We start from the raw sequence: 20,886 nt of genomic DNA, 5'->3' as shown, positions 1-20,886 counted from the left end.
AACTTAAACTAAATTGTAATATAGTTAAGATAACAAAATTCAACTTAAGTTAACGCTCATGATAATGTACTGTAAAGCTATCAAAATTACTCTAACTGCTTTAAAAATTCTTTAATCTTCTCTTCATAACCGTTCTCTGTCGGTTGATAAAACTTCTCCCCTGCCAACTCTTTAGGTAAGTATTCTTGTTCTACATAATTATTATGGTAATCATGAGGATACTTATAATCAACTTTTCGCCCTAATTTAGCACCTTGATAATGATTATCCCGCAAGTGAACTGGCACCCCTGATGTTGGTTTTGATTTAACTGCTTCTAAGGCACGATTAATTCCCACTAAAGCAGAATTACTTTTAGGGGCAGTTGCTAAATAAGTGGTAGCCTGGGCCAACGGAATCCTCGCTTCGGGCAATCCTACATATTCAACTGCTTGTGCTGCCGCATTAGCAATCACCAAAGCATGAGGATCAGCATTTCCTATATCCTCAGCTGCATGAACAATCAATCTACGAGCAATAAACATTGGCTCTTCACCAGCTTCAATCATCTTAGCTAACCAGTATAAAGCAGCATCTGGATCAGATCCTCTAATACTTTTGACAAAAGCTGAAATTGTATCATAATGATTATCTCCAGTCTGATCATAATTAATTGCCTTTTGTTGGATTGAATCTTCTGCCACCTCTAGAGTTATCTTCTTGACTCCTTCTTGTTGCCGAGTAGTTAATACCGCCAACTCCAAAGCATTTAAAGCAGTTCTAGCATCTCCATTAGCAACTCTAGCAAAATGATCAACTGCCTCTGGAGTTAACTTAACCTTATAATCTTTACTCTCCACTAACTTATCTACAGCACGTCCCAAGATAATTTTAATATCCTCTTCAGTTAATGGCTGCAAACGAAAGATTCTCGAACGTGATAATAGTGGTGAATTAACTTCAAAGTATGGGTTTTCAGTAGTAGCTCCAATCAAAATAATTATCCCTTCTTCAACTGCTGGCAATAAAGCATCCTGTTGAGATTTATTAAATCTATGAATCTCATCAATAAATAAAATAGTTCTTTTATTATACATTCCTTGTCGCTCTTTAGCTCTACTAATCACCTCTCGCAAATCTTTAACCCCTGAAGTTACTGCATTCAAACTCTCAAATTCTGATACTGTAGTATTAGCAATTATCTTGGCTAATGTTGTTTTACCAGTTCCTGGTGGCCCATGTAAAATAAGCGACTGCAACCTATCAGCTTCAATAGCTCTGCGTAACAATTTTCCTTCTCCCACTATATGTTCTTGCCCGACAAACTGCTCTAAAGTCTGTGGACGCAGATTAACGGCTAAAGGCTGATTGTTATCCTTAGCTTGATAGCTAAACAAATCCATTCTTTCACCTCTCTTTTTTAATCACGTTATACTTATAATTAACTTTTAGAATAGAACAAGGATATCCTCTAAATAAATTAAAGGATATCCTTCCTAGTCTTAAAATAATATATTAAAGCCAATTAATTTAAACTCCTTCATCTATGTAGTCCAAATTACTCAATAACTTCTTGTTCCGTAACTACTTTATCCATTGGAATGTCATAATCCCCTACAACAACTTCATCTACAATCTGAATATGAAAAGCAATAGCAACTTTATCTGCCTGCGGTGCTTGAGATAACAAGCGATCATAATATCCCCCACCATAACCTAAGCGATTCAGTTCTCGATCAAAAGCTAACCCTGGAGAGACTACTAAATCTAACTCAGTAGGTTCTATTAACCTAATATATTCTTCTTTAGGTTCTAAAATCCCATAAGTACTCTCCTCTAACTCCTGATCATAATCCTCTAATTGAGATAGTAATAATCTATTCTCTTCTCGATCAGTAATCGGAAGGATTACATTCTTGCCCAGTTTAAGAGCTTCTTTAATCATAAATTCTGTTCTAACTTCATTATTAAAAGAGACAAAGAACATTATATTTTCTGCAGCCTCAAACTCCTCTAACTCAAATAACTTCTTTTTAATCTCCATACTCTTTTTTAGCAATTCTCTATCTGTCAACCTTTGCCGATACTTCGTCGCCATTTGCCGCTGTTCTTTCTTCTTTTCTGCTAACATCTAACAGCCCCCTTTTGACAGTCAAATTATCATCTAAGAACAAAGTTATTACAAGTCTAAAAAGATAGTCCATATAATAGTAAAGTCTAGCCATATATGGCTAGACTTTAGAATAATTCCACAATGCCGCATTAGACTTATTTATTTGCTCTCAATTGTTTAAGTGGGTGCCCTCCCATCTGATTTATATGTCCATTCTAAGATGGCTTATACGCCACAAATGGAGACCAGGCTCCCTTATAATAAGCTGTTAGGCAAAATATAAATCCACTCACGAACATCGCAGAACAAATGTTCCCTCTAACTTTATATAAATAATATCATACTTTTTCAAACATCTCAAGTAAAATTAGTATCTAAAATAAGATTTTCAATTAATGAAAAAACTGTCACTCAAAATAATTTAATCTAACTCTATCTCTTCCTCAACTTCAAGATTTAACTCCTCTAATTGCTTTTCAGCTACTGGCGAAGGAGCATCAGTCAAAATACAGGTAGCCCGCTGAGTTTTAGGGAATGCAATTACATCACGAATACTCTTTAGCCTACCAAGTAGCATTACTAAACGATCAAGACCAAAAGCAATTCCTCCATGTGGTGGAGCACCATATTCAAAAGCTTCTAGCAAGAAGGAAAACTTTTCTTCAATCTCCTCTTGACCCATCTCTAATAATCCAAAGATCTTCTCCTGTAATTGACGGTCATTAATTCTAATACTTCCCCCACCAATTTCAATTCCATTTAAGACTAAATCATAAGCTTGAGCTGTAACCTCTTCAGGTGCCGTATCTAATAATGAAATATCATCCTCTTTAGGCATAGTGAATGGATGGTGTAATGAAACATATCTCTTCTCTTCATCATCCCACTCTAACAATGGGAAATCTGTAACCCATAAGAATTCAAATTGCTCATGATCAATTAGATCTAATCTATCCGCTAACTCTAATCTTAAATTACCTAATGCAGCAGCAACGACAGTAGGATTATCCGCTACAAATAATAATAGATCTCCAGCTTCTGCTTCCATTTCATCTAAAATACCAGTTAACTCTTCTTCAGATAAGAATTTAGCAATTTGAGAATTAACTCCATCCTCTTCAACTTTAATCCAAGCTAACCCTTTAGCTCCATAAATACCAACAAAATCAGTTAGTTCATCGATATCTTTTCTAGAAAAATCAGCAGCTCCCTTAGCATTAATCCCCTTGACTAATCCACCATTAGCAACAGTCCCACTGAAGACGTTGAATTCACTATCTTCTACAACTTCTGAAAGATCCACTAACTCCAGTCCAAATCTAGTATCCGGTCTATCAGTTCCATAACGCTCAATTGCTTCTTGATAAGTCATACGTGGAAATTCAGCCGGTACTTCAAAACCAACTGCTTTAAACATCTCTTCCATCATCTGCTCTACCAATTCTAAGATCTCTTCTTGGTTCATAAAGGACATTTCTAAATCAATTTGAGTAAATTCAGGCTGACGGTCAGCTCTTAAATCTTCATCTCTAAAACAACGGACAATTTGATAATACCTTTCCATTCCAGAGACCATCAATAACTGTTTAAATAATTGTGGAGATTGGGGTAGAGCAAAGAACTCTCCTGTATGTAAGCGACTAGGCACCAAAAAATCACGAGCTCCCTCAGGGGTGCTTTTAGTCAACATAGGTGTTTCTATCTCTAAGAAATCTTTCTGATCTAAATAATCTCTAACAGATTTTTTTACTTGATGTCGCAACTTTAAATTTTCCTGCATCTTATTTCTTCTTAAATCCAAGTATCTATACTGTAACCTTACTTCTTCCCCTACATTAATTTCATCTTCAATTAAGAACGGAGGAGTCTCAGCCTCATCAAAAATATGTAATTCTTCTACATGAACTTCTATCTTTCCAGTATTTAAATCTTCATTAACCATCTCTTCAGGCCGAGCTATAACTTCTCCTGTAACAGCTATTACATATTCTTTTCTCAATTGATTGGCTAAATCAAATGTCTCAGCTGCTATTTCAGGATTAAAAACAACTTGTACCAATCCATATCTATCTCTTAAATCTACAAAAATAACTCCTCCATGATCTCTTCTTCTTTGTACCCATCCCATCAGAGTAACTTCTTCGCCCACCTGTTCAATTCCTAAATTTTTACAGGAATGGGTTCTTACTAAATCTTTCATTCCACTCATTATATTCCCTCCTAGACTATTCTATTAGCTCTTTCATTTCTTGAACTAAGTTATCTAATTTAATCTCTACTTGCTCTCCAGATTTCATATTTCTAATAGTAGCTACACCTTTATTTAATTCATCTCCACCTAAAATAATACTATAATTAGCATTATTACGATCAGCACATTTCATCTGCCCTTTAACACTACGACCTAAATAATCCATTTCAACCTTTAAGCCAGCTTGGCGTAAAGAGTAAAGATACTTAAAGGCAGCTTGTTCAGCTTCCTCACCAATTGTAGTAATAAATAAATCTATGCTTTGATCAATTGGTAATTCAATACCTTGCTCTTCTAAAGTTAATAAGATTCTTTCTACCCCCATAGCAAAACCGATTCCAGGAATATCACGCCCACCTACTTCTTGGGCCAACCCATCATACCGACCTCCACCAAAGATAGTATCTTGGGCTCCTAACCCTTTATAGATCACCTCAAAAGCAGTTTTGGTATAATAATCAAGCCCTCTTACCAATCGAGCATCCAACATATAATCAATATCTAATAGATCAAGATGTTGTTGCACTTGCTTAAAGTGTTGATCACATTCCGTACATAACTCTTCATATATTTTAGGAGCATCTTGTATAAATTCTTGTCCACGATCAGCTTTACAATCAAGAATTCGTAATGGATTACGCTCATATCTATCTTGACAGTCTGAGCAAAGCTCTTCTAAGTACGGTTTAAAATAATCTAATAATTTATCTCTATAATTCTTACGACATTCTGGACAACCTACACTGTTAAGGTGAACCTCTAAATCTTCTAATCCTAACTCAGTCAAAAACTGAATTCCTAAAGCTATAATTTCAGCATCAATAGCTGGATTATCAGCCCCTAAGGCTTCAACTCCAATCTGATGAAATTGTCTATAGCGACCTGATTGTGGCCTTTCATATCTGAACATTGGCCCTGTATAAAAATATTTAGTTGGTTGTGCATGTCCATAGATTTTATTCTCTAAAAATGACCGCATCACTGAAGCAGTTCCTTCAGGCCTTAAAGTAATACTTCTTCCACCTTTATCAGTAAAAGTATACATCTCTTTTTCAACAATATCAGTTGCTTCTCCAATTCCTCGCCTAAATAAATCTGTTGCTTCAAAGATTGGAGTTCTAATCTCTTGATAATTATAACATGTAAATATCTCTCTTGATTTATCCTCAAGATACTGCCATTTGGCAGTATCTTGAGGTAATAGATCATTAGTTCCTCTTGGAGCTCTAACCTTCATTTTAACCCTCCTCTAAAACTAGCAAACAATTTATTCTAACTCACTATCTTCAATTTCTAGAGCTTCACCTTGTTGCTGTTGCATCTGTTGTTGCATATTTTGCTGTAACTCTTCTATCTTATTTAATTTTTCTTCAGCTTTCTCTTCTAATCCCATCTCTTGATAAGCATTATGCAATCTATAATAACCCATTAAATCATCACCGGATAAATTAGCAAATTGCTCATAATTTTCAAGTGCCTTTTCATCATCTTCCTCTTGACGATATAAATCTCCGAGCAATAGATACAATTCAGCTTCATCTTCATTCTCAGCTAAACCTTGCTGATAAATATCAATTGCTTGTTCAACCTCATCATCTTCTAAATATAACTGACCTAAATTCTTATAAAAGCTTACTTGTTCAGGATATCTATCAATAGCTTCTTGATAAGTTGTAACTACTTCTTCTCTATCTCCCTTTGCTTGATAGACTTCAGCTAAATTATTATACAAATAATAAGCATTTGGATTTTCAGCAATAGCATCTTTATAACTAGCTAATGCTTGCTCATAGTCACCATCTTGGGCAGCATTAAATGCCTCAAGCTCATTATCTTTAACCTCAATTTCAGCATCTTCTTTCAATTCAGCTACTAAATCATCAAGTGTCTTCCTTTGTTTTTCTGCTAACATTTCGTCTATTAATTCTTCTCTTCGCTCAGCAATCTCTTCATCAGAAACTTCATATCTATCAGTCACTTTAATAATATGATATCCAAACTCACTTTTAACTAAATCACTTATCTCTCCTACTTCTAAAGCAAATGCTGCATCTTCAAATTCAGGAACCATTTCTCCTTGCCCAAATGAACCTAAATCTCCACCTTGTTGAGCAGATGGTCCTTCAGAATATTCTTCTGCCAATTCAGCAAAATCTCTTCCTTCATTGACTAATTCCAATACTTCTTCTGCTTTAGCTTTAGCTTCTTCGTCAGTCTTATCATCTGTTTGGATTAAAATATGGCTTGCTGTTACCTCTTCAAGACTCTGAGTTAATTCATCTTCACTTACTTCAGCTCCATCTTGAACCTGGTCTATTAACTTTTCTATTCCTTTTTGGTGTGCTAAATTAATTCTAAGATCTTCTTTTACCTGTTCAATAGTAACTCCACTTTGCTCTAATAACTGCTCAAATTCTTCTTCAGATGATGCATACATCTCAATAATCTGATCTATTTGTTCTTCTACTTCCTCGTCAGTTACCACCGGATCAATTCCTCTATTTTCAACTTCTTGTAAAACTAACTCCTGTTCAACCATACTATTTAAAACTTGAGCTTTCAATTCTAAAATCTGATCTCCACTAACTTCTCCACCATATTGTTGCAAATAATTATTTAATTGCTGGCTATACTCTTGATAAGGAATTTCTTCACCATTAACTACTGCTATTGGCCCACTTTGCCCTTGTGGATCTACCTGTTGTTCTCCTTGTGTCCCAGCAGAATTACCACTCCCAGAGAAACCTAAAAATGCTACAGTTCCTCCTAAAGCGAAGGTAATTACCACTACATAAATTACAATCTTCATATTACTTCTCAATGAATTAAAAATCATCTCACTTTCCTCCCTATCTAATATAAAAATAAATTTAAACTAATCCCTAATCGACTTAATAACAATTTAACAACTCAAAAACTCAACTACTATTGTAACTTATCTAATTAGACTTGTCAATTTAGTCATCTTTTTAGTCGTCCTCTTCTCAACCTCTCCAATATATTGGTAAGGAGACTTAGGGTTAATTAATCTTTGTAATGACCAGTCTGAAGGATCAACCAGCTTAGTTACTGCTCCTCCTCCTAGACCAATTGTTGTTTGGTTTTCTTCCATCATCAAAATATTATAGATTGATTCCTTACCTTCTTTTGCAAATCCTACATTTTCTAAATTAGCTAAAGTATTTTTTTGCCGATACATATAATAAGGTTTTAATCCTAATTGCTCAGCAGATTCTTTGGTTAATGCCAACATCTGCTCAACTTCCTTCTTAGCTGGTAGTTCAGATTGCTCTAAATCCCGGTTTAATTGAGAAGCTCTTTTGATCGCCATGGTATGAACAGTTAAATTATCAGGTTGTAATCTCTTGATTTGCTGTAAAGTCCCAGCTAAATCAGAAATTTTTTCTCCTGGCAAACCAACTATTAAGTCCATATTGATATTATCAAACCCAAGTTGCCGGGCCAACTTAAAAATTTCCTCCACTCGCTCAACTGTATGTTGTCGACCAATTCTATCTAACGTAGTCTGATTCATTGTTTGAGGATTAATGCTGATTCGAGTAGTAGCAAACTCCTTTAATAACTTCAACTTAGTCAGATTAATTGTATCTACTCTACCTGCTTCCACAGTACATTCTCTTAGTTTAGCAGTAACAAACTTTTCAGTTAACTTACTTAACAAATTCTCTAATTGATCAGCAGATAAAACGGTAGGAGTTCCTCCACCAATATAAATTGTATCAACTATCAATCCTAAATCCTTAATCTGTTGCCCTATAGTCTCTAGCTCATAATTTAAAGCAGCTAAAAAATCACTTAAACAATCCTTATGTTCTTTAATCGGATAAGAAGCAAAAGAGCAGTAATTACACCTGCTTGGACAAAAAGGAATTCCTAAGTAAATACTGACTCTCTTTTTTACTTCTTGAGGCGAAAGCAAATAATTTCGTTCTGTTTTAATAACCTGAATTAATAACTCGCTCTTTTCTTGGGCAACACCATAAATATCTTTAAATTTCTTTTCAACCTCTTGATAACTAAAGCCCCTCTTTAATAAATAATGTCCCAGCTTAGTAGGACGAACTCCAATTAAAATACCCCAAGGACTTAAAGGATAATCAAAATAATCACTTAAAACTCTAAAAATAATCAGCTTAATTCTATGTTTAACTCTTTTAGCAAAATCCTGTTGATCATAAATATCAGCTAAAATTTCTTGATCTGTGATCTGTTTTTGATAGCAACTATTTCCAATCAAACTAGCTTGAACTTTAATTCCTTGACTGAGATCTAAATCAACAGTTATTGCTAAATCAACTTCTGCAGTTGATAACTTACTTAACTGATAAAGATCCAGCTGAGGAGTTAGAATTTTCAACATACTTTTAACTGAATTATAATATTTATCTTCTAAATCTAATCCTAGTTTCACTTTTAAAACCCTTCCTAGATATAAGAATTCTGCTTTTTAGTCTGCTCTAAAGTTGAACTTGGCCCATGACCAGGATATAATTTTAAGTCTTCTTTAATTGCTAGAATTTTATTAATTGAATCTCTCAAGGCTTGATGAGAACTTCGTGGTAGATCAACTCTACCAACTCCCATTGCAAACAAGGTATCTCCACTAAATAGAATATCATCTACCCGCAAAGAAATACCACCTGGGGTATGACCAGGGGTATGGATCACTTCAAAAGTTAACTTTCCAACTTCAATTTCTTCACCATCCTTCAGTAAACGATCTGCTGGAGGACAGTCTAGCTCTTGTCCTATCAGCCCAATAAAAGAAGAAAGATTTAACTCTGAGTTCTGTAAAAACTCCGCATCCTCTTCATGAATCAATAATTCTGCCTTAGTTGCTTCAATAATATCTGAATTAGCTGCAATATGATCACTATGTCCATGAGTATTAATTACATATTTAACCTGAAAATCATTATCATCTATAATTTCTAAAATCCTATTAGCTTCAGCTCCAGGATCAATCACTACCGCTTCTTTAGTTTCTTCATCTGCAACAATATAACAATTTACATCTAAATTGCCCACAGATAACCTTTTAGTAAACATCTACTCTCCTCCTTTGATATTTAGGCTGGGTTGGCCCGTTGAACACTGAGCACTCCTTCTGTTTGTTCTAACTTTTTCATTATATCTTTCATGTGTTCTAAGCTACTTATTTCTAAAGATATATTAATATAAGCTAATCTATCTTTAGTTGTTCGTACATTGGCTGAAGTGATATTTATCTTAGCTTCTGAAATTACTGATGTCAAATCATTGAGTAATGAACGTTGGTTCCATGCTTCAACTTCAATTTCTACTTCATAAGAAGTTTCTTGATCTACATGCCACTCTACATCAATAATTCTTTCTTCTTCTTGCTCGATTAAGTTTTTTAAATTTGGACAATCAGAACGATGAACAGAAATTCCTCGCCCTCGAGTGATATAACCAGAAATTTGATCACCAGGAAGAGGATTGCAACATTTAGAAATCCTAACCAAAAGATCATCCATCCCTTTAACCCTAACGCCCTTATTCCTAGAGCGATTACTGATATTGCTGTGTTTTTTTAATTTCTTTAATTCAGTTTCAGGAGATGGTTTCTTTTTTTGTGGCTTTAATTTCTTTACAATATCTAAAACAGAGACTTTATTATAACCAATCTTAGTATATAAGCTTTCAATTGTAGTAGCCCCTATCTTCTCCGCTATTTCCTTTAGCTTTTTATTCTTTTCTTCTTCCTTCAAATTGACATCCTCTTTATTTAACCTTGTCTCTAGCATTTCCTTACCCTTAGCAGCAACCTCTTCTTTTCTTTGGTTTCTAAACCAGCGTTTAATCTTACTTTTGGCCCGTGAGGTTTTAACAAAGTTGACCCAATCTCGACTTGGCCCACTATTAGCAGAAGTTATAATCTCAACTATATCACCATTTTTTAATCTATATTCTAGAGGAATCATCTTGCCATTAACTTTGGCCCCTACACAGTTATGACCAATCTCTGTATGAATATTATAGGCAAAGTCTACAGGACTGGCTCCTTTAGGTAAGGAAACAACATCCCCGTTAGGAGTAAAAACAAAGACCTCATCCTCAAATAAGTCAACCTTTAAAGTTTCCATAAACTCCTTGGCATCCTGTAAATCCTTTTGCCATTCTAATAACTGTCGTAACCAGGATATCTTCTCTTCAAAATCCTGTTCTTTTTGATTCCCTGATTTATAACGCCAATGAGCAGCAATTCCGTATTCAGCAGTCCGATGCATCTCCCAAGTTCTAATCTGAATTTCTAATGGTTCACCCTTAGGGCCAATCACTGTTGTATGTAGTGACTGATACATATTTGATTTAGGCATTGCTACATAATCTTTAATCCGTCCTGGCATTGGATTCCACAAATCATGAATCAACCCTAAAGTTTGATAACATTCTTTAACTGAATTAACAATCACCCTTAAAGCCGTCAAATCATATATTTCCCTAAATTCTTTATCTTGCTTGACCATCTTTTGATAAATACTATATAAATGTTTCGGTCTACCATATATTTTAGCCTTAATCCCTACTTCAAGTAATTTATTATTTACTTGATCAATAACATTTTCTATATAGCTTTCTCGCTCATCTCTATTCTTAGCTACTTTATTAACTAGTTCATAATATTTATTAGGTTCTAAATATCTAAAGCTTAGATCTTCTAATTCCCATTTCAAACGAGACATCCCTAATCTATGGGCCAAAGGAGCATAAATTTCAAGGGTCTCCGTAGCTTTAATCTTCTGTTTTTCCTCAGATAAATACTGTAAAGTACGCATATTATGCAATCTATCCGCTAATTTTATTAAAATCACCCGAATATCTTTAGCCATAGCCAAAAACATCTTTCGCAAGCTTTCAGCTTGATGCTCTTCTCGCGACTTAAAGTCAATCTTACTGAGTTTAGTTACCCCACTGACAAGTAATGTAACTTCTGATCCAAACTCTTTTTCTAACTCAGCTTCAGTCACCTCTGTATCTTCCACTACATCATGCAATAATGCTCCTACAATTGAGATTACATCCAACTCTAGTTCAGCCATTATTTGAGCTACATTCAGGGGATGACTGACAAAGGGCTCCCCTGAAACCCGATACTGTCCTTGATGAAACTCTTTAGCATAATGATAAGCTTCTTCAATTAATTCTAAATTAGGATTTTCAGTATAAGATTCTACCTCCGTTAATAATTTTTGTAGAGACATCTTTATGCTCCCCCATATTTTTAAAATTACTTAATCTATAATTAGTGAAAAGACCTCATAATCCTCTAACTTCGCTCTACCATCTAAATCTGCCAACTCCATTAAGAAAGCAACTTCTACAATCTCTCCACCCAACTCTTCTACTAATTCTAATGTAGCTTTGACTGTTCCTCCTGTTGCTAATAAATCATCTACAACTAATATTTTATCTCCAGTTTCAATAGCATCCTTATGTAACTCTAAAATATTACTACCATACTCTAAATCATACTCCATCTTAATAATATCTCCAGGCAACTTGCCTTCCTTTCTAACAGGAATAAAGCCTTTATCTAACTCCAAAGCGAGAGGAGCTCCAACTAAAAAACCACGTGCTTCAATTCCTATCACATAATCTATCTCATCCTCTTGATAACGCTCAGCTAATTGATTGATTGCCTCCTGATATGCTGCTGGATCCTTTAATAAAGTAGTAATATCCTTAAATTGGACTCCTTCCTTTGGAAAATCTGGAATAGTTCTAATTTTATCTGTTAAATTCAAATTTCTTCTCCCCTTTCAATGAAATATCCTTTTTATATTAGACTCAATTAATCAAACTTATTAATTTTTCTGTTTGATTATTAAGAAAAGCCTCTTTAAACTTGTCAAATCTCTTTTTTTCCTTAACACCTTCATTATAACGCATTGAACTTGCTAAGTCTAGTTTAGCCTTAGGTTGAGGATATAATTTAATCCTCAAGTTATGTTGCTCTCGTTTTAAAACATTTATTAACTTCAACTCCATAAATATATCTAATCCAGCTACAATAGTCTTAGGGATAACATTTTCTCCTACTCTTAGGGCCAATAAATCGACCAGCTCTTGTTCAGCTATAACCAACACTCCATCTTCACTACTCTCTTCAACCAGCAAGATATATAATTGAACCAATATCTCTCGTCCAGGATTTAATCGCTCCAACAAGATTTGATTAGTCTCTAAATCCTGGTCTTGATACAACAGATGAACTGTAAGTTCTTCTTCATTCTTTTTAACTTGAGCAATATAATCATTAAATTCAGATTGGTTAAAAGGTGGTTGGACAAAGATAATATGATTAACCCCTCTAATAACTTCAATCAAACAAAGTGGCTCAGTAGCCACAACAGCCTCTAGTTCTCCAGTTTTAAATTTATCCTTAATTAGATTCTTTTCTGTAGTAGTTAAAGCTGAATGATAATAAATAATCTTATCAGTCACATCTGGATTGTTGGCCCTTAGCTTAATAGCTAAATCTATAGCTTGTTGTTGAGTATTGACATAGATCATCACCTTTTCTTCTTGAGCAATAAGCTGTTTAATATAACCTATTTTATTAAAATGATTCCTATTATCTAATAAACAATAGTTGTTGGGTTCAACATCAGCAATTACAGTTTCTTCAATTTCCAACTCAGTAGTTATTTTCTTCTTCAACTCAGAATTAACTTTAGCAAGCAATGCTAAAATTGATGATTCAGCAAATAAATCAATTAAATTTAATGCTACTTGATGGAATTGCTGAAATTGCGATCTAGATAATTCTAGTTCATAATTATAATCTAGTGCTAACAGACCAACTTTGTCTTTAATTTTATCTAAAGCTTCTAAATGAGATTTAACAAATTCAGGTGTAACTAATAAGAGATCAAGTTGGCCCGTATGCAACCTGAATTTTAATTCCTCCTTCTCCTCTAAAGTTAGCGAAGAAGAACCTCTAAATACTTTAATACCCCAAGATGATAGTTTTTCTTTAAAGAATCGATAACGCTGCTTAGTTAATCTAGCAAATGGAATCACCACAACAACAATTTGAGCAAGTTTTATAACTTCTAAAGCGCTAACTTCTGCTAACGTATTCAAATTAATCTTTTCAGCAGGCCAAACTGCCAAAGTATTCTGCTGTTTGATTAAACTGTCATAAATTTGCTGAGAATCAAACTCAGTTAAAATTTGTTGCTCACTTTCCAGTTCAGTCTCACTTATTTGCTCCTTATCTGTTGCCTGTTGAATAAAAACCTTTAACTGTAATCCATCATTATGATCTATTATTTGAGATATAACAACATCATACTCAATGCCTAAGATAAGAGAAGGGATTAACTGCCTACTTAATTTTTCACTCAAATAACCAATTATCCTCTGCTCAAAAGTCAACACCTTGATTGATAAATCATCTACTTCAGAAACTAATAACAATCTATCCCCAACGGCCAAACTTTCCAACTGTTGAGAAGGAGTGCTAGATAATAATTCAACAAATTCCGTATAACAATTTTTTGGTGTAACTAATTGAGCAGCATCTGTTTTTCTTCTTCCTCTAATAAACATATTAGTTATAAAATCAGATTGAGGAAACTTAAAATCTTTAACCTTTAACTGTAATGAGCTATTTCCTTGCCATTGATTAATCTCTACATTAAATAACACTTCAATCCCCTGCTTTTGTTCCAGTAAGTCTGCTTCTAGGACTGCTTGGTTAAAAGCAATCGCATCAATTACCTCTCCTGCTGAACTTACAGTCAATTTAAGATGTTTACCATCTTTACCTACCACTCTAAAATTCTTGACAGTAACATCTTTGCTCATTAATACAGGACGAGGATTTCGCAAACCAAACGGAGCCAATTGTTCTAATTTATTGACCAAAGCAAAGTCAAGCTGATCAAATCCTACTTCAACATCAACTCTTGATACAGGTTTTAAATCACTAGCTTCTAAGCTTTGCTTAATATAATCATTTAAATTAGCTCGTAATTTCTTAATATTCTCTTCAGTAATTGTTAATCCAGCTGCTTGCTTATGCCCTCCAAATCGTTCTAACAGTTGTTCATTAGCTAATAAAGCATCATAAATATTAAACCCTTTAATACTTCTTCCTGACCCCTGCCATTTTCCAGCACTATCTTGAGAAATCAAAATGGTAGGACGATGATACTTTTCACAGATATCAGAGGCTACATTTCCAGCAATTCCAGGATGCCAATTAGGAGAAGCAAGAACAAGAAACCACTCTTTTTTCAAATCTAGTTGTTCAATAATCGCTTCAGCTTCCTCAAACATCTGCCGACTTATCTCTTGACGTTGCTTATTTAATTGTTCTAACTTTTTAGCTAACCTTTTAGCTTCTAATTTTTCTTGAGCTAATAATAACTCAACTGCTAAAGCTGGATCACCTATTCTACCAGCAGCATTGATCTTAGGGGCCAAATTATACCCTACTCTTCCTGTATTGATCTCTTTATCCGCCAATTGAGAAACTTCAACCAAAGCAGCTAAACCTAACTTAGCTGTATTTTTAATTTTGACCAAACCATGCTTGACCATAATTCTATTCTCTTTTACTAGCGGAACAATATCAGCTACTGTCCCTAAGGCTACTAAATCTAAGTACTCTTGATATAATGACTCTAAATCCTTATTTCTTACTTCTAATTCCAAAGCAGCAGCCAATTTAAAAGCAACTCCAACTCCTGCTAATTCAGAAAAAGGATAGGAAGAATCAGCTCGTTTAGGATTAACAATTGCTACAGCATCAGGAAGCTGTTGTGGAGCATGATGATGATCGGTAATAATCATATCCAATCCTAATTGATTGGCATGCTTTATCTGTCGGTGGGCTTTGATTCCACAATCAACAGTAATAATTAACTTAGCACCTTTCTGGGCTAATGACTCTAGAGCAGATACGTTCAAACCATACCCCTCTTCTAAGCGATTAGGAATATAATAATCAACTTTAGCTTCTATTTTTTTTAAATAATCCACCAATAATGAAGTTGCTGTAATCCCATCAACATCATAATCACCATAAATAACTATCTGCTCATTACCTTTTATAGCCGCTTTAATTCTAGCTACCGCTTGTTTCATATCTGGTAATAAGTAAGGATCATTTAACCTTTCTAAACTAAAATCTAAAAACTCCTCTACTTGCTGAGGAGCTTTTAAACCTCTATTGGCTAATATTTTGGCTATTACTGGATCTAATCCTAACTCCTTGACCAAATCGTTGATATTTTCCTGTTCATCATCCTTTAATTTCCATTGTGCTCCCCGTTTGCTTAACATCTTAACCCTCCATTAGCTCTATTAAAAATTAAATAGCCTTGATATAGATTCTAGAACCAAAATAAATTTCCTGCCTGAACTACAATTTAATCTAATATCTACCTGAGCGAATAATAGAAACTACTAACCAAATCCCCAATAAAGCTGCTATTAAATAACCTGAAATTCCTATGATTGGATACCCCAATAAAGTAGCTCCTCGATCAGATAACATAATCAAAGAAGAACCAACCACTAAAGCTGAAATAATCATTGAAACAGATAATCTATTAGTTATTATATCTAATTTAGATATCAATCTCTTAATTCCAATATGACGTAAGGTTATTTCCAAATTATCATTTTCAACTAATTTAAATATAGTATGTAACTCTTCTGGCAATTTGAATAAGACAGTTATTAAATCCTCAATTTGACTGTATATATCCTGTGCTAAACGCTTAGGTCGTAATCGCTCTTTAATTATCTTATAAATAAACGGTCTAGCTACTTCTAAAATATCAAATTCTGGATCTATCTCTGTAACAATCCTTTCAACCGTCATTAAAGACTTGCCTAATAGTATAAACTCTATCGGTAATTTTATCTTATACTTAAAGGATAATTCTAAAATCTGATTTAAAACAGGAGCAAATTCAATCTCTTTTATTGCTAGACCATAATAACGATCTATTAATTTATAAAAATCACGTTTTAAAGCTTTAATATCTATTTCCCTAGTTATCATTCCAAGTTCTAATAACTCTTCAATTGCTTGTTCCATATCTTTTTTAATCAAAGCTATAAATAAACTGGCAACCTTCTCTCGATCTTCTTGACTCATCTGACCTACCAAACCAAAATCAATTAACGCTAATTTATAATCAGAAGTAATCAAAATATTCCCAGGGTGAGGGTCGGCATGAAAGAAGCCATCAATTAAAATCTGTTTTAGAAAGGATTTACTAATTAGTTTAGCCAAATAACCTTTCTTTGATTCTTCAGTCAGGTTATTTATTTTAATTCCATCTATAAATTCCATGGTCAACATTCTTCTAGTCGTCAAACCCCAAAATATTTTAGCGATTTTAACTTCAGACTCTTGACTAAAGTTATTATTAAATTTAATGGCATTTTTAGCTTCAATTCGATAATCTAATTCTTGTTTGATATACTTTGAGAAATTATCTACTATTTCAACTGGATCAATCACTCCATCAGCAAAAACTCTATTCTTTAGCACTACAGCCAAGTCAGACATAATCTCTAGATCTGTTTCCATCCTACCTTCAATACTCGTCCTTTGAACCTTGATTACTACTTTCTGCCCATCCTTTAAAATTGCTTTATGAACTTGTCCAATTGAAGCACTAGCTAAAGGGAGCGGGGAAATCTCTTTAAAATGGTCTTGATAAGTAGTACCTAACTCCTGCTCTATCTCTTCTAGCACCGTTTCAAACTCCATCGGTGGTACTTGATCTTGTAATTTCTCTAATTCCTCAATATAACGTTTCGGAACCAGGTCAGGTCTAGTACTTAACAATTGACCTAATTTAACAAAGGTTGGCCCTAGCTCTTCTAATACCTTCCTAACTCTAATAGCTTTAGAATCTTGACTAGAACTAGATGATTTTAACTTTTTAATTCTTTTGCGTAAAGGAACAAATTGATGTAAATCCATTACCTCTATTAAGTAACCAAAACCATGTTTAATCAATACCTCTACTATTTCCCTATAACGCTTAATATGCTTATAACGCTTGCTGATTCTTCGAAAGAACATAACTCCACCATCCCGCTTTATAATCATTCAAATCAATAAAAAGGGTTAGAACTGATCTTCTAACCCTACAGTTGAATTTTAATTATCATCTATTACTTCTATACTCTCAGTAGATTTTGTTGCCTTAATCTCTTCTTCCAATGCTTGAATATGTAACTCCAAATGCTCAATCTTCTTTCTTAGTGCTTCTACTTCTTCCTTCTTAGCAAAACCAGTCCTAGCTAATTTTCTTTCTACTTCCAACGAAATCTTCTCCCTCATCTCTTTTTTTTGTTGTTGAGCTTTACTAATCATTTCATCGACTAATTGCTCTGCCTCTTCACGATTGACAGCCCCTTCATCAATAAGCTCCTGAACCATATCCTCTACTTTTTCTTTTGTAAATAATAACGCACCTAGCCCAGTGACCATTGTCTCTTTAAAGAGTTTTATCATTGGCTCTACACCTCCAATATTTGTAATTTATTATATCATACCCTTGAAAATTTGCCAACTTCTAAAAAAATATTATCCATTACTCAACAAATTTATAACAAATTAACAGAAAAACCCCAGTCCTAATTAAGACTGAGGTTTTTATTTAAGCTTTAGCTTTACTTCTTTCATCCCACTCTACTAAGACTGGACTTGCTACAAAGATTGATGAATAAGTCCCTGCTAGCATTCCAACTAATAAAGCAATCATGAAATTCTGAATAGTTGTACCACCTAAAAATAGGATTGCTAAAATCGGCAATAAAGTTGTTATAGATGTATTAATTGAACGAGGTAAAGTCTCTACAACAGCTTGATTAGCTGACTCTGCAAAGGTCTCTTTCTTACTAGCAAAGTTCAATTTCTCTCGAATCCGATCAAAAATTACGATCGTATCATTGATTGAATATCCAACTATTGTTAATAAAGCAGCGATTAATGGTTGGTTAATTTGCCGCCCTAAGATTGAGAATGCCCCAACTACAATTAGAACATCATGCAGCAAAGCTATAATAGCTGCCATAGCAAATTTAAATTCAAAACGAATACTAATATAAATCACAATAGCAACTGCTGCTACTAGTAAAGACAATAAGGCACCCCTACTTAATTCTTCACCAATTGTAGGGCCAACAACATCTGTCCTTAATAAAGTTGCAGTTGGAAATTCTTCTTGAATTCTATTTTGAAGATTGACTAATTCTTCTTGTTCTAACTCATCCGTTCTGATTAAAACATCATTATCTTCAACTTGCTGGACAGTACTTCTTTCTTCTAAGTCAAATTCAGCTAAAATCTCATTAATTTCATGAGCCTCTACTCTATCTTCAAATTCAAATTCTATGATTGTACCACCAAGAAAATCTATCCCTAAATTTAATCCTTGAGTTAGTAATGAAGCAATTCCAATTATAATTAAGATGGTTGACATCGCCATCCAGATCTTTCTTTTCCCTATAATATCCACATTAGTTACCTCCTTGACAGAGCAAAAATCTTCTCATTATCTACTAATTTTGTATCTAAAACTAAATCCATAATCAGTTTAGCCACAATAATTGCTGTAAACATACTGGCAATTATTCCAACACTTAAAGTAATAGCAAACCCTCGAATAATACCTGTTCCAAAATAAGCTAAAATAGCTGCTGTAATTAAAGTAGTGACATTAGAGTCTAAAATCGTCTTAAATGCCCGTTTAAACCCAGTATTAACCGCTCTCTTTAATCCTTTACCCTCTCTATATTCATACTTGATTCTTTCAAAGATAATTACATTGGCATCTACTGCCATTCCAATAGATAATAATAAACCACCAATCCCAGGCAAGGTTAAAGTAGCATTCAAGCCAGCTAAAATACCTAGTACAATAATACTATAAATCCCCAAGCTGATTGCTGCCACTAAACCAGGCAACTTATAACTAAAGATCATAAACAGAATTATTAAGGATAGTCCAATTAATGCTGCTTGAATACTTTGATTAACTGCAGTAGCTCCTAAAGTTGGCCCTACTGTTCTATTTTCAATGATCTCAATTGGAACCGGTAAGGCTCCTGCTCTAAGCATCAAAGCAATCTGTTGTGCTTCCTCAATAGATTCAAAGCCAGTAATTTGACCTTCTCCTCCAGGAATTTCTTCATTTATTACTGGATTGGTCAACAGCTCATCATCAAGATAAATTCCTAATCTACGTCCAATATTCTGTCTCGTAATTTCAGCAAACCTACGTCCACCTTCTCCCGTCAATTGAAAAGAAATAATCGGTTGATTAAACTGTGCTTCATGACCTGCACTAGCATCATTTAAATGCTCCCCAGTCATTAAGACTTCTCCCTCTTCATTTTTAAATTGAAGCTGGGCTGTTCTACCGATCGTCTCAATTGCCTGATTAGGATCTTCTACTCCAGGTAGAGCTACAAGAATCCTACGCTCACCTTCACGCTGAACGATTGGCTCAGCTAATCCCATCTCATCTACTCGATTTTGAATTACACTCATCGACCGTCTCATTGCATCATCATCTACTTGAGTATCTTCAGTATCTTGTGCTTCTAAAGTAACCTGCGTACCCCCTTGTAAATCTAAACCTAAATTAATACTTTCACTTAAAGGATACAAAAAATATGCTGCTAATAGTAAAATTACTAGCACACTTGCTAGTCTCAACTTCCGTTTTTGTTTCCATGTCATAGCTTAAACTCCTTTCTTCCACTAACTCTAACTTAGATTTATATTATCTACCGCTCTAATTATATCCTTTCTTAAATAGCTTGTCAATTGAATCAATAGTTAGAATAGATCTACATCATTAATGATCAAATTAAAATCACAATCTAAAGTTTCAGCAGCTTTACGAGCCATTAACATCCGAGTCAAAAAGATTTCAAAATATTCCATAACTATACTCACTTCTGTATCAATTTCCAACTCTAATGAAATAATTTCAGCCTCTTGATCAATCTCAATAACTGATTTCTTAGCGGCATAATTAACTCGATCATGAATATCAAAAGTAGCAATATCTTTATTTCGCACTCTAGTACAATGCACATCAGATTTATCTGCAATAATTAAGGCCGCAGCAACTGGATTGACAGGCTTTCCACAACCTTCATCATGGTTTCCAATAGCTCCGATAATCAGACTAATCTCATCATAGGGCATATCTAAATTATCTAAAACTCTTTCAGCTAATAAGGCAGAGGAGTAGGCATGTTTTTCTCTATTAACAACATTACCAATATCATGTAAATAACCAGCAATCTGGGCCAACTCAACCATTCTTGCTGAATAATCGAGTTCTGATAGTATATTTCCAGCAGTATCAGCTACTAATCCAGCATGCCTAAATCCATGCTCTGTAAATCCTATTTCCTTTAAATGTTTATCAGCTTGTCTGATATATGATCTGACTTTGTCATTTTTTTTGATATCCATCACTGTAATTTTTCCCATAGCTTTCCT

15 protein-coding genes and 1 other RNA gene are annotated in these 20,886 nt (G+C 34.2%); all 16 read right to left on the bottom strand.

What is annotated here, in order from left to right:
• Positions 1 to 86: 86 nt before the first annotated feature.
• The 16 genes from MWH28_RS01220 to MWH28_RS01145 all read right to left on the bottom strand — a co-directional run bounded on the left by MWH28_RS01220 (position 87) and on the right by MWH28_RS01145 (position 20,877).
• Positions 87 to 1,382 (bottom strand): replication-associated recombination protein A, encoded by a 1,296-nt coding sequence (locus MWH28_RS01220; RefSeq protein ID WP_248617437.1) that lies wholly within the window; start codon positions 1,380 to 1,382, stop codon positions 87 to 89.
• 155 nt (positions 1,383 to 1,537) lie between these two features.
• A complete protein-coding gene (locus MWH28_RS01215) occupies positions 1,538 to 2,110 on the bottom strand; it encodes a 5-formyltetrahydrofolate cyclo-ligase (RefSeq protein WP_248617436.1) in 573 nt (190 codons plus the stop codon).
• A gap of 111 nt (positions 2,111 to 2,221) precedes the next feature.
• Positions 2,222 to 2,402: non-coding RNA, 6S RNA (ssrS, locus tag MWH28_RS01210), on the bottom strand.
• Between the two features lie 111 nt (positions 2,403 to 2,513).
• Complete coding sequence (gene aspS, locus MWH28_RS01205) at positions 2,514 to 4,292, bottom strand: aspartate--tRNA ligase (RefSeq protein WP_248617448.1); 1,779 nt, start codon at positions 4,290 to 4,292, stop codon at positions 2,514 to 2,516.
• A 25-nt stretch (positions 4,293 to 4,317) separates the two neighbouring features.
• Positions 4,318 to 5,580, bottom strand: a complete 1,263-nt coding sequence (hisS, locus tag MWH28_RS01200; protein ID WP_248617435.1) for a histidine--tRNA ligase — start codon at positions 5,578 to 5,580, stop codon at positions 4,318 to 4,320.
• Positions 5,581 to 5,610: 30 nt separating this feature from the next.
• A complete protein-coding gene (locus tag MWH28_RS01195) occupies positions 5,611 to 7,179 on the bottom strand; it encodes a peptidylprolyl isomerase (protein ID WP_248617434.1) in 1,569 nt (522 codons plus the stop codon).
• Positions 7,180 to 7,278: 99 nt separating this feature from the next.
• Positions 7,279 to 8,775, bottom strand: a complete 1,497-nt coding sequence (gene hemZ, locus MWH28_RS01190; protein WP_248617433.1) for a coproporphyrinogen dehydrogenase HemZ — start codon at positions 8,773 to 8,775, stop codon at positions 7,279 to 7,281.
• 14 nt (positions 8,776 to 8,789) lie between these two features.
• The gene (locus tag MWH28_RS01185) at positions 8,790 to 9,413 is read right to left on the bottom strand and encodes an MBL fold metallo-hydrolase (RefSeq protein ID WP_248617432.1); all 624 of its coding nucleotides are present in this window, start codon (positions 9,411 to 9,413) and stop codon (positions 8,790 to 8,792) included.
• Between the two features lie 20 nt (positions 9,414 to 9,433).
• Positions 9,434 to 11,590, bottom strand: a complete 2,157-nt coding sequence (locus MWH28_RS01180) for a RelA/SpoT family protein (RefSeq protein WP_248617431.1) — start codon at positions 11,588 to 11,590, stop codon at positions 9,434 to 9,436.
• A 30-nt stretch (positions 11,591 to 11,620) separates the two neighbouring features.
• Positions 11,621 to 12,133: an adenine phosphoribosyltransferase gene (locus MWH28_RS01175; RefSeq protein WP_248617430.1), complete on the bottom strand. Its 513-nt coding sequence runs from the start codon at positions 12,131 to 12,133 to the stop codon at positions 11,621 to 11,623.
• A gap of 43 nt (positions 12,134 to 12,176) precedes the next feature.
• Positions 12,177 to 15,683: a single-stranded-DNA-specific exonuclease RecJ gene (gene recJ / locus MWH28_RS01170; RefSeq protein ID WP_248617429.1), complete on the bottom strand. Its 3,507-nt coding sequence runs from the start codon at positions 15,681 to 15,683 to the stop codon at positions 12,177 to 12,179.
• A 91-nt stretch (positions 15,684 to 15,774) separates the two neighbouring features.
• A complete protein-coding gene (locus MWH28_RS01165; RefSeq protein WP_248617428.1) occupies positions 15,775 to 17,445 on the bottom strand; it encodes an ABC1 kinase family protein in 1,671 nt (556 codons plus the stop codon).
• A gap of 78 nt (positions 17,446 to 17,523) precedes the next feature.
• Positions 17,524 to 17,880, bottom strand: a complete 357-nt coding sequence (locus tag MWH28_RS01160) for a phasin family protein (RefSeq protein WP_248617427.1) — start codon at positions 17,878 to 17,880, stop codon at positions 17,524 to 17,526.
• A gap of 145 nt (positions 17,881 to 18,025) precedes the next feature.
• The gene (secF, locus tag MWH28_RS01155; RefSeq protein WP_248617426.1) at positions 18,026 to 18,886 is read right to left on the bottom strand and encodes a protein translocase subunit SecF; all 861 of its coding nucleotides are present in this window, start codon (positions 18,884 to 18,886) and stop codon (positions 18,026 to 18,028) included.
• A gap of 5 nt (positions 18,887 to 18,891) precedes the next feature.
• Entirely contained in the window at positions 18,892 to 20,112 is a 1,221-nt protein-coding gene (gene secD / locus MWH28_RS01150; RefSeq protein ID WP_248617425.1) for a protein translocase subunit SecD, read from the bottom strand.
• A gap of 99 nt (positions 20,113 to 20,211) precedes the next feature.
• Positions 20,212 to 20,877, bottom strand: a complete 666-nt coding sequence (locus MWH28_RS01145; protein WP_248617424.1) for an HD domain-containing protein — start codon at positions 20,875 to 20,877, stop codon at positions 20,212 to 20,214.
• Positions 20,878 to 20,886: the final 9 nt, after the last annotated feature.

Origin of the sequence: Natroniella sulfidigena, assembly GCF_023223645.1 — a bacterium.
Lineage (GTDB): Bacteria > Bacillota > Halanaerobiia > Halobacteroidales > Halobacteroidaceae > Natroniella > Natroniella sulfidigena.
This window is presented reverse-complemented; position numbering and strand designations above follow the sequence as displayed.

Excerpts from the sequence above, each read along its gene's own strand:
- MWH28_RS01220 (WP_248617437.1), bottom strand. The coding sequence starts at position 1,382 with ATGGATTTGTTTAGCTATCAAGCTAAGGATAACAATCAGCCTTTAGCC.
- MWH28_RS01215 (WP_248617436.1), bottom strand. The coding sequence starts at position 2,110 with ATGTTAGCAGAAAAGAAGAAAGAACAGCGGCAAATGGCGACGAAGTAT.
- aspS (WP_248617448.1), bottom strand. The coding sequence starts at position 4,292 with ATGAAAGATTTAGTAAGAACCCATTCCTGTAAAAATTTAGGAATTGAA.
- hisS (WP_248617435.1), bottom strand. The coding sequence starts at position 5,580 with ATGAAGGTTAGAGCTCCAAGAGGAACTAATGATCTATTACCTCAAGAT.
- MWH28_RS01195 (WP_248617434.1), bottom strand. The coding sequence starts at position 7,179 with ATGATTTTTAATTCATTGAGAAGTAATATGAAGATTGTAATTTATGTA.
- MWH28_RS01185 (WP_248617432.1), bottom strand. The coding sequence starts at position 9,413 with ATGTTTACTAAAAGGTTATCTGTGGGCAATTTAGATGTAAATTGTTAT.
- MWH28_RS01180 (WP_248617431.1), bottom strand. The coding sequence starts at position 11,590 with ATGTCTCTACAAAAATTATTAACGGAGGTAGAATCTTATACTGAAAAT.
- recJ (WP_248617429.1), bottom strand. The coding sequence starts at position 15,683 with ATGTTAAGCAAACGGGGAGCACAATGGAAATTAAAGGATGATGAACAG.
- MWH28_RS01165 (WP_248617428.1), bottom strand. The coding sequence starts at position 17,445 with ATGTTCTTTCGAAGAATCAGCAAGCGTTATAAGCATATTAAGCGTTAT.
- MWH28_RS01160 (WP_248617427.1), bottom strand. The coding sequence starts at position 17,880 with ATGATAAAACTCTTTAAAGAGACAATGGTCACTGGGCTAGGTGCGTTA.
- secD (WP_248617425.1), bottom strand. The coding sequence starts at position 20,112 with ATGACATGGAAACAAAAACGGAAGTTGAGACTAGCAAGTGTGCTAGTA.
- MWH28_RS01145 (WP_248617424.1), bottom strand. The coding sequence starts at position 20,877 with ATGGGAAAAATTACAGTGATGGATATCAAAAAAAATGACAAAGTCAGA.